At 63.4% G+C, this 12,224-nt stretch carries 13 protein-coding genes; 7 read left to right on the top strand and 6 right to left on the bottom strand.

The window, feature by feature from the left end:
* Positions 1 to 5: 5 nt before the first annotated feature.
* Positions 6 to 758, bottom strand: coding sequence for an ATP-binding cassette domain-containing protein (locus ABD806_RS01650; protein ID WP_344954081.1), 753 nt, complete (start codon positions 756 to 758; stop codon positions 6 to 8).
* Complete coding sequence (gene btuC / locus ABD806_RS01645; protein WP_344954079.1) at positions 745 to 1,755, bottom strand: vitamin B12 ABC transporter permease BtuC; 1,011 nt, start codon at positions 1,753 to 1,755, stop codon at positions 745 to 747. Before btuC ends, ABD806_RS01650 begins: the two co-directional genes overlap by 14 nt.
* A 354-nt stretch (positions 1,756 to 2,109) precedes the next feature.
* On the opposite strand from btuC, the gene speD reads away from it, so the two are divergent.
* The gene (gene speD, locus ABD806_RS01640) at positions 2,110 to 2,922 is read left to right on the top strand and encodes an adenosylmethionine decarboxylase (RefSeq protein ID WP_344954077.1); all 813 of its coding nucleotides are present in this window, start codon (positions 2,110 to 2,112) and stop codon (positions 2,920 to 2,922) included.
* A gap of 88 nt (positions 2,923 to 3,010) precedes the next feature.
* Positions 3,011 to 3,880: a LysR family transcriptional regulator gene (locus ABD806_RS01635; RefSeq protein ID WP_344954075.1), complete on the top strand. Its 870-nt coding sequence runs from the start codon at positions 3,011 to 3,013 to the stop codon at positions 3,878 to 3,880.
* A 3-nt stretch (positions 3,881 to 3,883) separates the two neighbouring features.
* On the opposite strand, the gene ABD806_RS01630 is transcribed toward ABD806_RS01635, so the two are convergent.
* Positions 3,884 to 4,666 carry a TSUP family transporter gene (locus tag ABD806_RS01630; RefSeq protein ID WP_344954073.1) on the bottom strand — a complete coding sequence of 261 codons (783 nt, stop codon included), beginning with the start codon at positions 4,664 to 4,666 and terminating at the stop codon, positions 3,884 to 3,886.
* Between the two features lie 182 nt (positions 4,667 to 4,848).
* Here ABD806_RS01630 and msrA point away from each other — a divergent pair, with 182 nt between their 5' ends.
* From msrA to ABD806_RS01615, 3 genes are all read left to right on the top strand, one after another.
* Positions 4,849 to 5,454: a peptide-methionine (S)-S-oxide reductase MsrA gene (gene msrA / locus ABD806_RS01625; RefSeq protein WP_344954071.1), complete on the top strand. Its 606-nt coding sequence runs from the start codon at positions 4,849 to 4,851 to the stop codon at positions 5,452 to 5,454.
* A 12-nt stretch (positions 5,455 to 5,466) separates the two neighbouring features.
* Positions 5,467 to 5,937 carry a peptide-methionine (R)-S-oxide reductase MsrB gene (gene msrB, locus ABD806_RS01620; RefSeq protein WP_344954069.1) on the top strand — a complete coding sequence of 157 codons (471 nt, stop codon included), beginning with the start codon at positions 5,467 to 5,469 and terminating at the stop codon, positions 5,935 to 5,937.
* A 203-nt stretch (positions 5,938 to 6,140) separates the two neighbouring features.
* On the top strand, positions 6,141 to 6,485 hold the full coding sequence (locus ABD806_RS01615; RefSeq protein ID WP_344954067.1) for a DOPA 4,5-dioxygenase family protein: 345 nt from the start codon (positions 6,141 to 6,143) through the stop codon (positions 6,483 to 6,485).
* 25 nt (positions 6,486 to 6,510) lie between these two features.
* Here the strand turns inward: ABD806_RS01615 and ABD806_RS01610 are convergent, their stop codons facing one another.
* On the bottom strand, positions 6,511 to 7,419 hold the full coding sequence (locus tag ABD806_RS01610; RefSeq protein ID WP_344954066.1) for a DNA-3-methyladenine glycosylase family protein: 909 nt from the start codon (positions 7,417 to 7,419) through the stop codon (positions 6,511 to 6,513).
* 66 nt (positions 7,420 to 7,485) lie between these two features.
* Positions 7,486 to 8,559, bottom strand: coding sequence for a bifunctional DNA-binding transcriptional regulator/O6-methylguanine-DNA methyltransferase Ada (ada, locus tag ABD806_RS01605; RefSeq protein ID WP_344954065.1), 1,074 nt, complete (start codon positions 8,557 to 8,559; stop codon positions 7,486 to 7,488).
* A gap of 232 nt (positions 8,560 to 8,791) precedes the next feature.
* Here ada and ABD806_RS01600 point away from each other — a divergent pair, with 232 nt between their 5' ends.
* Entirely contained in the window at positions 8,792 to 9,664 is an 873-nt protein-coding gene (locus ABD806_RS01600; RefSeq protein WP_344954064.1) for an oxygenase MpaB family protein, read from the top strand.
* Between the two features lie 15 nt (positions 9,665 to 9,679).
* On the opposite strand, the gene ABD806_RS01595 is transcribed toward ABD806_RS01600, so the two are convergent.
* Positions 9,680 to 10,936: an MFS transporter gene (locus tag ABD806_RS01595; RefSeq protein ID WP_344954062.1), complete on the bottom strand. Its 1,257-nt coding sequence runs from the start codon at positions 10,934 to 10,936 to the stop codon at positions 9,680 to 9,682.
* A gap of 217 nt (positions 10,937 to 11,153) precedes the next feature.
* On the opposite strand from ABD806_RS01595, the gene trhO reads away from it, so the two are divergent.
* Positions 11,154 to 12,140, top strand: a complete 987-nt coding sequence (gene trhO / locus ABD806_RS01590) for an oxygen-dependent tRNA uridine(34) hydroxylase TrhO (RefSeq protein WP_344954060.1) — start codon at positions 11,154 to 11,156, stop codon at positions 12,138 to 12,140.
* The last annotated feature ends 84 nt before the right edge of the window (positions 12,141 to 12,224 follow it).

The following is a 12,224-nucleotide window of genomic DNA, read 5'->3' as shown; positions in this document are numbered from 1 at the left end:
CCCATTTAATCCAGCGGCATAAAGACCTGGCTGCCGTCCTGCTCCAGCAAGCGGGTGCGTACCCCGAATACCTGTTCAATCAGCACACTGGTGATCACCTCGGGGCCACCTCTGGCCACCAGCTGGCCCTGCTTCAGGCACCAGAGTTCATCACCGTAGTGGCAGGCCAGGTTGATATCATGAATAGAAACCGCCACCGCCAGCCCCTGGCGGCTGAGTTGCTGCAACACCCGCAGTACGCTCAGCTGGTGCTGCCAGTCCAGGCTGGCCAGCGGCTCGTCCAGCAGCAGCAGTCGGGCCTGATCATTGACAGAAGGACTCACCTGTATCATAGCCTTGGCGATCATCAGCCGTTGCTGTTCGCCACCCGACAGGCTGCTGACGGTGCGCTCAAACAGGCCGCTCAGGCCCAGCGGCTCGGTGAGATCGGCGATGGCCAGGCATACCGCCTCGGTCACCCCGCCGATGGGCTCGGCGCCCAGCGCCAGCAACTCGAAGCCGCGTAGTCCCAGGGGCATGGTTTGCTGCTGGCCGAGCATGGCCCGCCGCCGGGCCAGCTCGGCCAGCTCGTAGCGCTCCAGGCGCCGTCCGTCCAAGCTTACCCCGCCCTCGCCGGACAACAAGCCCGCCGCCCCCGCCAGCAGGCTGGATTTGCCGCTGCCGTTGGGACCCAGCAGGCAGGTCAGCCTGCCCGGCTGAAAGCCGCAGCTGACGGGACCGATGCGGCCGGGCACCGCAAAACGTTCAAACACCAGCATGGCGACGCACCAGTAAATAAAGGAACAGGGGCGCCCCCAGGGTGGCGGTCACCGCCCCTATGGGCAGTTCACCGCTGCTGATCCCCTGGCGGGCGGCGATATCGGCCAGGGTCAGGAAACAGCCACCGGCCAGCATGGACGCCGGCAATAAGAAGCGCTGTTGACCACCGACCAGCAAACGCAACAAATGCGGTACCACCAGGCCGATAAAACCTATCACCCCCGCCATCGCCACGCAGAAGGCGGTGAGCAGACACACCGCCAGCACCAGCAGGGGCCGCAATCGCCGGGTATTGAGCCCCAACAGGTGCGCCTGGCTCTCGCCCAGGGCCAGCAGATCCAGCTTGGCGCCCTGCCGGCCCAGCCACAGCAGCACCGCCACCGGCGGCAGCCAGAACCAGAGGCTGAGCTGCTGACCATAGCCCAGGCTGCCCATCATCCAGAACAGGAAGGTGCGCAGGGAGGCATCGTCGGCCAGATACAGCAGCCAGGTCATGATGGCGTTGGCAAAAATACCCACCGCCACACCAAACAGCAGCAGCTGACCCGGCCCCAGCCACTGGCGGCGCGCCAGGGTCAGCAGGGCCAGGGTCACCAGCCAGGCACCGAGGAAGGCCGCTAACGACAGGCTCCAGTATGGCAGCACCAGTTCCAGGTTAGCCCCCAGCGCCAATGTGCTCACCGCGGCCAGGCTGGCGCCGCTGGATATGCCGATCAAGCCGGGCTCGGCCAGCGGATTGTGCAACAGCACCTGCAGCACGGCGCCACAGAGGGCCAGACTGGCCCCCACCAGGATAGCCAGCAGGGTGCGCGGCAGCCGTAACTGCCAGAACACCTGCCGCTCCAGCGGTGACAGCTCCCGCCACAGGGCGTCCAGCCCCAGTTCAAAGGCCCCCAGGTGCAGGCTCAGGGCCGCGCTGAATAACAGGGCCAGGACCAGCCCCCATAGCCAGCGTTTTTGTCTATCTTGCTGTTGTTGAAGAGGTAGTGCGAGCAACGGCGGACACCGGTTGGATAAAAGGGCATGGTATCACCCGGATGCGCGACCACAAACCCGGCCGTTCCGGCAAATTTACCCCTGATAACAGCAGGGGCTTGCTAAAATGACAGATAACAAGGTTGTGATTGGGGGGCCGAATCTCTACAATTCGACCCCTATTCTTGCCCGTTGTTGGGCGGGAGCGACTCTACATGGTAATCAGGATGCGTAAGACCCGAGTCTTGCTAACATCAACGATGATGGTGCGGTTGCCCAGGGGGCTGCCCGCATTCATGGGCTAAGCCCACCTGCCGGGCGCAGGTGGGGACATTTTTGATACCGGGGAACCGGTGCAGTTGAGGATTGGAATAAGTGCTATCAACCAAAAAACTCAAGCTCAAGGGATTTAACAACCTGACCAAAAGCCTGAGCTTTTGTATCTATGATATCTGTTATGCGCCGACGTCGGAAAAGCGCGACGAATACATAGCCTACATAGATGAGATGTACAACGCCGACCGGTTGACAGAAATCCTGACCGAAGCCTGCGATATCGTAGGGGCCAATGTGCTCAACATTGCCCGCCAGGACTATGAGCCCCAGGGTGCCAGCGTAACAATCCTGGTGAGTGAAGAGCCCATCAAGGAGTCTGATCAGGTCGACAAGACCGAGACCCCGGGCCCCATCACACCCGAATCGGTGGTCGCCCACCTGGACAAGAGCCATATCTGCGTGCACACCTATCCGGAGAGCAACCCGGACACCGGCATCTGTACCTTCCGCGTTGATATTGAAGTGTCCACCTGCGGCATCATCTCTCCGTTGAAAGCGCTGAACTATCTGATCCACCAGCTGGACTCCGATATCGTCACCATCGACTACCGGGTGCGCGGCTTTACCCGCGATGTGAATGGCACCAAGCATTACATCGACCACGCCATCCACTCGATCCAGAACTTCATGACCGACGACATCAAGAGCCTGTACCATATGGTGGATGTGAACGTGTACTCGGAAAACATGTTCCACACCAAGATGATGCTGAAGGACTTCGACTTGTCCCTGTACCTGTTTGACGTGGCGCCGGAAAGCCTGTCCGAACAGGAAGCGGAAGTGATCACCGAGCGCCTCTACAAAGAGATGCAGGAGATCTACTACGGCCGCAACCTGCCGGACATTCAGTAAGCCCACCAAGCCCGGCCACCAGCCGGGCTTTTTATTTCCCTGCGGATACTGCTAGGCTCCTTATTCCACTAAGGAATAGGTCATCGTTATGCTGCTCGAAGGACTGGAAACCCTCTACCTGCTGGCCCGGGAAAAAACCATGGGCAAGGTGGCGAGTCGTTTGTATATCACCCAGTCGGCGGTCAGTAAGCGCATCAGTAATCTGGAGTCCCGCTTGGGCAAGAAGCTGGTCGAGCCGGACGGCCGTCATCTGCGGCTGACACCGGACGCGCTCGCCCTGCTGGAACGTATTGGCCCCAACCTGGATGAACTCAAGGGAGTTCTGTTCGACAGCCAGCGGCTGACCGACGACAGCAAGCTGCATATCGCCTGCTCGGAAACCATCCTCGCCGGCTATCTGGGCCCCTTTTTGCGTGACTACATACAACGGGACCAGCACCTCGATTTTGCCACCCACCACACCCCCGTCATCCTCGAAAAGATCCGCGCCGGCGATGCGGTGCTGGGGATCTGTGCCGGCGAAATAGTCGGTGCCCAGGGGCTGGAGATACTGCCCCTGCTGGAGGAACCCTTTTGCCTGATTTACCCCGACCGCCCCGAATTTGGGCACCCGCTCAGGGTGATCAGCATCGATCTGGGCAATCCGGCCAACCGTTACCTGAATGCCCGGCTCAGCCAGGCGCAATTATCCCCCTGGATGCAGATGGACTCCTATTTTGCCGCCGCCGAGCTGGGTCGCGCCGGCCTGGCACCCGCCACGGTACCGCTCGGGGTTGCCCGCCTGATGGGCATAGCCGCGGCGTTTTGCCATCTACCGCCGGCCGACAGCCGGCTGACCCGCCCGGTCAGCCTGTGCTTCCGGCCCAGTGCGCGCAAGCGTGAACGGATTGCCCGCCTGATCACCGCTCTGGCGCAGCACTTCGCGACCCTGAAGCCGACGCTGAACACTGGCAGCTAGCGATCAGCCGAGCCAGCCGGCAAACCACTCCGGATGCTGTTGCCACAGCAGGCGGGCCGACATCAGCAGCGACACCGTCACCAGCATGGGTTTGATGATGCGGGTACCCTGGCTGACCACCACCCGGGAGCCCAGCCGGGCCCCCAGAAACTGGCCGCCGGCCATCGCCAGCCCTACCGTCCACACCACCTGCCCGCCCAGGATAAAAAACAGCAGGGACGCGAAGTTGGAGGTGAAGTTAAGCAACTTGGTGTGGGCGGTGGCCCGCGCCATGCTGAACCCAGCCAGGGCGATAAAGCCCAGGGCAAAGAAAGAGCCGGTTCCCGGGCCGAAGAAACCGTCGTAAAAGCCGACCCCGGTGCCCACCAGCAGGGCGAAGGGGATCACCCCCAGCCGCCGCTGCCGGTCCTGATCCCCCACCCGGGGAGAGCACACGAAATACAGGGCGAAGGCCGCCAGCAGAAACGGCAATAGCTGCTGCAGCAGGCCGGTATCGATGCGCTGTACCAACAGGGTACCCAGCATGCTGCCGATAAAGGTGCAGGCCACCGCCCAGCGCATGCTGGACCAGTCGATCAGCCCCCGCCGCCAATAATAGAAGGTCGCCGAAAACGAGCCGAAGCTGCTTTGCAGCTTGTTGGTGGCCAGGGCCATGGTCGGCGGCATGCCGGTCGCCAGCAAGGCGGGTAAACTGATCAGGCCGCCGCCACCGGCGATGGCATCGATAAAGCCGGCCACCAGCGCAACCAGCGCCAGCCCCCCCAGGGTGAGCAAGTCCAGTTCCATATTTGTTTCCGAGGTATTGATCCGGGGGCTAGCCTAACAGGAGTGCCCCGCCAGAGACAGGGAAAGCAAAGACTGCAACCCATTCCTGTTATTCATCGTTCAGGCAAGGTGTGCCAAGGCTACCGGCTATGGTAACTTAACAGCAGGGCGTGCCTCGCCCACATTCAACGAGGAGAAATGCGATGACGGATTCCGTTTTAAGCCTGTTGCCTTGCGATTTTCCCGAGGCCGACGACGGCGCCTTTATCAATACCGGACAGCGCCGGCTGTATCTGGCGGGCGGCTGTTTCTGGTGCACGGAAGCCGTGTACCGGCAGCTGGAGGGGGTGCTGTCGGTCACCTCGGGCTACACCGGTGGCGGCGCCGACACCGCCAACTATGATGCGGTGTGCACCGGCCGTACCGATCATGCCGAGACCATCTGCATCGAATACGACAGTGCCCTGATAGGCCCGGCCATCCTGCTGAAGGTGTTTTTCGGCATCGCCCACGATCCCACCCAGCTCAACCGCCAGGGCAATGATCAGGGCCGCCAGTATCGCTCCGCGGTGTTTTATCAGGACGAGGCCGAACGCCGACTGGTCGCGGACTATATCACCCGGCTCGAGCAGGGCGCGGCATTCACCGCCCCGATAGTGACCACCCTGGAGCCGTTGACCGCCTTTTATCCGGCGGAGGATTATCATCAGAATTATGCGGCGCTGCATCCCGCCCAGCCTTATATCGCCGCCGTCGCGCAGCCCAAGGTGGCCAAGGTACAGCATTTCTTTAAAAGTCGACTGAAGTAAGGACACCCGACCATGGCTCAGACCCCCAGCCCCTACGATCTAAGCCCACCCGAGCCGCAGCAGCTGGCCCGGCTGGCCGCCAGCCTGAGTGAAGAAGAGCGGCGCATCCTGCTCAACCAGGGCACGGAACCGCCGTTTTGTGGCGGCCTGCTGGATAACAAGCAGGAAGGCAACTACATCTGCAAGCTGTGCGCCCTGCCGCTGTTTTCCTCGGCCTGCAAGTTCGAGTCCGGCACCGGCTGGCCCAGCTTCTATGTGCCCTACCACCCGGATCATATCCGCGAGCTGATCGACACCGGCCACGGCATGCGCCGGGTGGAGATCCGCTGTGGCCGCTGTGACGGCCACATGGGCCACGTGTTCCCCGACGGTCCCGCCCCCACCGGCCTGCGCTACTGCCTGAACTCCGCTTCCCTGAGCTTCTGCCCCAGCAATGAAGAAAAACCCGATCCCCTTAACCGGGGCGAAACCGGATTCCTGTAAGCCTTGACGCAGGCCGCCGTGCTGCCGCCAGCCGGCGGCGCGCACGGACAGGCCGACGACCTCGGCAGTTCCTCGTTACGCCGGGCCCGCTCACCCCACGGATTGATATTGATGTTCAATGCCGCGCGGTATGGCTACGATGAAAGAACCACAGGAAAGCGCATCCGTCATGCGCATATTAAGAGCAAGCACCGGAACTCAAGATGTCACAACACCCCACCAATGTGCATGAACACTATCATGCCCATATCTACTTCGATGACGCCACCGCGGGACAAGCCGATGCCCTGTGCAGGCAAGCGGGAGAGCTGTTCCGCGTCACCGTCGGTCGCCTGCATCGGAAGCTGGTCGGCCCTCATCTCTCCTGGAGCTGCCAGCTGTCCTTCGACAGTGCCCAGTTCGACGAACTCGTTCCCTGGCTGGAGCACCACCGCAACGGCCTGAATATCCTGATCCACGGCAGGACCGGCGATGATCTGGCCGATCACACCCGCTACGCCTACTGGCTGGGCGAGCCCTGCCCGCTCAGGCTGGATGTGTTCAAATAAGCATCCCTCCCCCGGAGCCGAGGATTTAGTAACCAGCCGCAGATTGCATGGCCCAGAGATGGGCGGCGACCAGCGCACGCCAGGGGGAGAACTCGGCCAGCCAGCGCTGCGCCTCCCGTTCGGTGATCTTTTCCGCACGGGCAAGCAGTGACTGCATATGACGGCGCACCGCCGCGTCCCCATGCAGCGAGCCGTCCAACCAGCCGAACCCCCGCAGCAGGGCATAGTCGACCGTCCAGGGACCGATACCGCGCACGCCCAGCAGTTGCATGCGGAGCTCATCCACCGGCAATGACTCGGTCCAGGCATCCAGCGGCAGCCTGTCGCCCCGGACGAGTCGGCTCAGCTCGCACAAGGTCGCCGCCTTGGCCCGGGAAAGTCCCGCCTGCCCGAGCCGCTGCACATCCAGCCGGTCGAGGTGCTCGGCATCGGGATAACACCAGAGTCCGCCGGAATGACGAAGACCCGCCGCCTGGATCAGCCTCCTCCGGATGGAAACGGCGGCGGCCATGCTGATTTGCTGGCCGGTGATCGCCCAGCTGATCGCTTCGAAGGGGGTGGCTGCCACCGCCACCCTTAACCCCGGATTCCTGGCGATCAGGGGGCCCAGTTGCGGATGATGCCGATAAGCCTGTTCGAAGGCCTCAACTGGCTGGGTCAAGCCCAACATGCGCCGCACCATAGATGCCAGCGACCCGGTGTTACCGCTCACGGCCCCATCGATGGTCAGTTCGACGTTAACCTGGTCCTCGCCCAGCTGGAGGGTAATACAGGCGGCATGCCCCTCCCATACCAGACCCTTTTGCAGGATATTGCCCTCCACCCGCTCCGCCAGCATCAGGGGATCGCGCCGGTAAAAGTCGAGCAGCTCCCCGGCCCGAAAATGAGCGGGTAGCGCAAGGGTACAGTTCAGTGTGCTGTGCTTGGTCTGCATGGGATCATGGCTCCGGCGCGAAATATCTCGGGCCACATACCGGTGCGCCCATTACCGCTGTCCATCTCATTTTTCCGCCTCCCGCGCCAGTAGCATCCGCTTGCGTGCCACCCCCCAGCGATAACCCGACAGGCCGCCGTCGGTGCGCACCACCCGGTGGCAAGGGATCGCCACAGCCAGGGTGTTGGCCGCGCAGGCCTGCGCCACCGCCCGGGCCGCCTTGGGCTGCCCCAGGCGCCGGGCGAGCTCGCCGTAGCTGGCGGTCTCGCCCGCCGGTATCTGTTGCAGCAGCTGCCATACCCGTTGCTGGAAGGCGGTACCGCGCACGTCCAGTGGCAGATCCAGCCCCAGGCGCGGGTGTTCCACCAGGCCGACCACCTGTGCCACCCGCCGTTCAAAACCGGCGTCGTTCCCGAGCAGGGTGGCGGCGGGAAAGCTGTCCTGCAGCTCCCGGGCCAGGGCATCCGGATCGTCACCCAGCAGGATGGCGCACACCCCGCGCCCGCTTTGTGCCACCAGGATGGCGCCGAGCGAGCACTCACCGATGGCGAAGCGGATCTCGGTGTTGGCGCCCCCGGCCCGGTAGTCGCCGGGGCTCATGCCCAGCACCTGGTCGGCCTGCTCGTAAAACCGGCTGCTGGACTGATACCCGGCGCTGTAGATGGCGTCGGTGACGGTCCCGCTCCCGCTCAACTCCCGCCTGACGCGCCTGGCCCGGTGCGCCGTGCCGTACGCCTTGGGGGTCAGGCCCGTGACGGCCTTGAACAGGCGGTGCAGATGATAACGGCTGAGCCCGGCCCGTTGCGCCAGTTCGACCAGGGTCGGGGGATGGGGCGCCGTCTCGATATAACGGCATAGCTCCGCCACCATGGCCGCCTGCCGCCGCGCCAGGGAAAGCTGCTCCGGCTTGCAACGCTGGCAGGGCCGGAAGCCCGCGCCCTCCGCCTGCTCCGCGGTCCCATAAAATGCCACATGCTCGGGCCGGGCCCGACGGGAGGGGCAGGACGGGCGGCAGTAGACGCCCGTGGTTGTCACCCCGTAGACGAAGCTGCCGTCGGCGTGCGGATCCCGGGCAACCACCAGTGGCCACCGGGGATCGGCCAGGGTTGCCTCGGCACGCATATCACTTCTGGTGACCATATCCTGCTCCTTACGACATCTGCTGAAGACCACGCCAATATAGCGCCTCGCGCGCACTCAGGCATCCCGGTGCTTGCTTTTGAACTCCCTCGACCGCCACCCCCGACATTGCGGCCGTCGGAAAGATAGGGATATGCTTACATCATCGCCCTTCGGCGGCGCTAATAGAAAGCGGTCCCGCTGAATGGTTGAGGCAGGCTTAATCCCGTTCCCCTTTCGGTTATCATTGCGTATGGAAGTCATTCGACAACACATCGAGCAGCAGGTGATGGGCCTGACCGGTCTGGCGCTGGGCGGCATCGATTACGAACGGCCCCTGGGCGATCCCGGCCTGTTCGGTCCGCACAGCATCTGCTGGCAGGTACACAGCGATTTCCCCTCCATGCTGTGTGGCGGCATCAGTGCCCTGATGCTGCAGATGATGCATCCCCTGGCCCTGGCGGGGGTCTGGGAGCACTCCAACTTTCGCAACGACATGCTGGGCCGGCTGCGCCGCACCAGCCAGTTTATCGCCGGTACCACCTTCGCTCCCACCGCCGATGCCTGGCGGCTGATAGACAGGGTCAAAAACATCCACTCAAAGGTGGCCGGCACCGCCCCCGATGGCCGCCCCTACGCGGCGAGTGACCCAGAATTACTGCTGTGGGTACATGTGGTCGAGGTGCGTTGCTTTCTCGCCTCGCACCTGCGTTATTGCAACCCGCAGCTGAGTGGTGTTGCCCAGGATCGTTACTATGACGAGGTGGCGCGCATCGCCGAGGCACTCGGCGCCCGGGATGTACCGCGTTCTCGCCGGGCGGTGGCGGCCTACCTGGACCAGATGCGGCCGCAGCTGGTCTTCGATGCCCGTACCGCCGAATTGTTCAAGTTGCTGCTGAAGGCCCCCTCGCCAAACCTGCTGACCAGGCCGGTCGGGCGACTGATGGCCCACGCCGGCATCGAGCTGTTGCCCCCCTGGGCACTCGCCCGGGCCGGGCTGCGGCTCGGCAACGGCCGGCGGCGGCTGGTACGCCTGGGCATGAACGGCGTCGCCCCGGTGCTGAGATGGTCGATACGCAACGGCGCCTCCCATCGCGCCCGGCGGCGCGTGGGTGTCCAGGGTTAAGCATGGGCAAGGCGGCTAAGCTTCCACCTCGCTGAACCGGTCGACCCGGCGCAGGGTCTTAAAGCCCCACATCCAGGCCCCCGCCACCGCCAGGGTGGCGACCCCGCCCAGCACCGCCGCCGGCACCGTGCCAAACCAGGCGGCACTGGTGCCGGCGCGAAATTCGCCCAGCTCGTTGGATGAACCGATGAACAGCATGTTCACCGCGTTCACCCGGCCGCGCATCGCGTCCGGCGTCGCCAGCTGGATCAGGGTGGTACGCACATAGACGCTGATCATATCCGCCGCCCCGGCGACCAGCAGCGCCACAAAAGACACCCAGAACATCGTCGAGAAGGCGAACACCAGGTTGGCCACCCCGAACACCATCACGGCGATAAACATGATCAGGCCCACATGGCGGGTGATGGCCCGCACGCTCAGATACAGGCCCATCAGCAAGGCCCCCACCGCCACCGCGCTGCGCAGCGCCCCCAACCCTTCCGGCCCGACGTGCAGCACCTCCTGGGCATAGATGGGCAGCAGGGCCACCACGCCCCCCAGCAGCACGGCGAACAGATCCAGCGAAAGCGCGCCAAGAATAATGGGCCGGGAGCGGATATAGACGATGCCCGCGGTGAAACGCCGCCAGGCGGAGTTTTCCACAGGGGTGAATGTTTCTGCATAGGGTACCGGCACCCGGCCCAGCAGTAACAGTGCCAGCACAAAGCAGCCCAGGCAGACCCCATAGGCCAGGCTGCCCCCGACCGCGTAGAGGATGCCGCCGAGCAGGGGGCCGCCGATCACCGCGATTTTCATGATCATGCTGTTGACGGCGATCGCCCTCGCCAGCTGGCTTCGCGGCACAATCTGCGGCAGCAGGCTCTGCAGGGTGGGCCCGGTAAAGGCCCGACCACAGCCAAACAACACCAATACCCCGTAATACAGATTGATATCGGGTGACCCACGCCAGGAAAGCCCCAGCAACAAGGCGCTGCAGCCGGCCTGCAGGCTCCAACTGAAGATCAGGATACGCTTGCGGGAAAAGCGATCGACCAGATCGCCGGCCGGCAACAGCAACAGCACCATGGGCACAAACTGCGCCAGGCCGACATAGGCCAGCGACAGGGGATCCCGGGTGATGTCATACACCTGCCAGGCCACCACCACCGCCTGGATCTGCATGGCGAACACCGCCGCCAGCCGCGCGATCAAGAAGGGCAAGAATCCGCGCTCTTGCAGTACGCCGCGGTGTTGGGGCCGGTCAGGGCTGACAGACGATTCAGAACTCATTGACACACCTATCGTTGTTTTGCGCATCCATCATAAGGCCATGCAGTGTAAGCGCTGAGCCCCGCCATGTCATGATCGGCGGCGCCGGCGGGCGGCAGACACCCGATCTGCAACGGCCATGCGCACCCGCTGAAAATTTGCTATGATCGCCGCCCTGTATCCGTACCCCAGTTAATCAAGTCAGCGCCAGGCCAAGGTCTCCGGTGCTGGAGGAAATATGACCAAAATAGTCGTCTGCGCCCTGTATAAATTCGTGACTCTGGAAAACCACACCGCCCTGCGCGAGCCATTGACCGAACTGCTCGAAGCCGAGCAGATCCGCGGCACCCTGCTGCTCGCCGGCGAAGGCATCAACGGCACCGTGGCCGGCTCCCGTCAGGCCATCGACCGGCTGAAAACCTGGTTTGCCGATGATCCGCGTTTTGCCGGAATAGATTACAAAGAGTCCCTCAGCGATGAACAGCCCTTCTACCGCACCAAGGTCAAGCTGAAAAAAGAAATCGTCACCCTCGGCGTCGAAGGCATAGATCCCCTGCGGGTAGTCGGCACCTATGTCGAACCCAAGGACTGGAATGCGCTGATCTCGGATCCGCAGGTGGTACTGGTCGATACCCGGAACGACTACGAGGTGGGCATAGGCACCTTCAAGGGCGCGCTCAACCCCAAGACCGACAGCTTTCGGGAGTTTCCCGCTTACGTTAAAGAGCATCTGGACCCGGCCAAACACAAGAAGGTCGCCATGTTCTGCACCGGCGGCATCCGCTGCGAAAAAAGCACCGCCTATCTCAAGGAGCAGGGCTTCGACGAGGTTTATCATCTGCACGGCGGCATCCTCAAGTACCTGGAAGACGTACCCGAGGAGCAGTCCCTGTGGCAGGGCGAGTGCTTCGTGTTCGACAACAGGGTCACCGTCGATCACGCGCTGCAGCCGGGCCGCTACGAACTCTGCTCCGCCTGCCGCATGCCGCTGTCCGCCGAAGACAAGCAATCGGCCCACTACCAGCACGGCGTCAGCTGCCCGCATTGCCATGATCAACAGACCCCGGAGCAGCGCCAGCGCTATGCGGAGCGGGAACACCAGCTGCAGCTGGCCAGGGCCCGGGGCGAAGTCCATATCGGCAGCGATGCGGTCAAGACGGCCGAGCAGCGCCGGGCGGAAAAACGGGCCCGCAAGCAGGCCCAGCAGCATAAAAAGCCGGCCTGAGACCCATCCGGCCGGCGCCCTGCCCGGCGCCCGGGCAGGGGAAGCCCCCCTCGGCACGCACAAATCCCCACCTTCGCTGGCAAG

Source organism: Zobellella aerophila, assembly GCF_039539325.1.
In the GTDB taxonomy this organism is placed as follows: domain Bacteria; phylum Pseudomonadota; class Gammaproteobacteria; order Enterobacterales; family Aeromonadaceae; genus Oceanimonas; species Oceanimonas aerophila.
Note: the sequence above shows the minus strand (reverse complement) of the source record. Positions and strands in the feature narration are given on the sequence as shown.

Excerpts from the sequence above, each read along its gene's own strand:
- ABD806_RS01650 (WP_344954081.1), bottom strand. The coding sequence starts at position 758 with ATGCTGGTGTTTGAACGTTTTGCGGTGCCCGGCCGCATCGGTCCCGTC.
- ABD806_RS01635 (WP_344954075.1), top strand. The coding sequence starts at position 3,011 with ATGCTGCTCGAAGGACTGGAAACCCTCTACCTGCTGGCCCGGGAAAAA.
- ABD806_RS01630 (WP_344954073.1), bottom strand. The coding sequence starts at position 4,666 with ATGGAACTGGACTTGCTCACCCTGGGGGGGCTGGCGCTGGTTGCGCTG.
- msrA (WP_344954071.1), top strand. The coding sequence starts at position 4,849 with ATGACGGATTCCGTTTTAAGCCTGTTGCCTTGCGATTTTCCCGAGGCC.
- msrB (WP_344954069.1), top strand. The coding sequence starts at position 5,467 with ATGGCTCAGACCCCCAGCCCCTACGATCTAAGCCCACCCGAGCCGCAG.
- ABD806_RS01615 (WP_344954067.1), top strand. The coding sequence starts at position 6,141 with ATGTCACAACACCCCACCAATGTGCATGAACACTATCATGCCCATATC.
- ABD806_RS01610 (WP_344954066.1), bottom strand. The coding sequence starts at position 7,419 with ATGCAGACCAAGCACAGCACACTGAACTGTACCCTTGCGCTACCCGCT.
- ada (WP_344954065.1), bottom strand. The coding sequence starts at position 8,559 with ATGGTCACCAGAAGTGATATGCGTGCCGAGGCAACCCTGGCCGATCCC.
- ABD806_RS01600 (WP_344954064.1), top strand. The coding sequence starts at position 8,792 with ATGGAAGTCATTCGACAACACATCGAGCAGCAGGTGATGGGCCTGACC.
- ABD806_RS01595 (WP_344954062.1), bottom strand. The coding sequence starts at position 10,936 with ATGAGTTCTGAATCGTCTGTCAGCCCTGACCGGCCCCAACACCGCGGC.
- trhO (WP_344954060.1), top strand. The coding sequence starts at position 11,154 with ATGACCAAAATAGTCGTCTGCGCCCTGTATAAATTCGTGACTCTGGAA.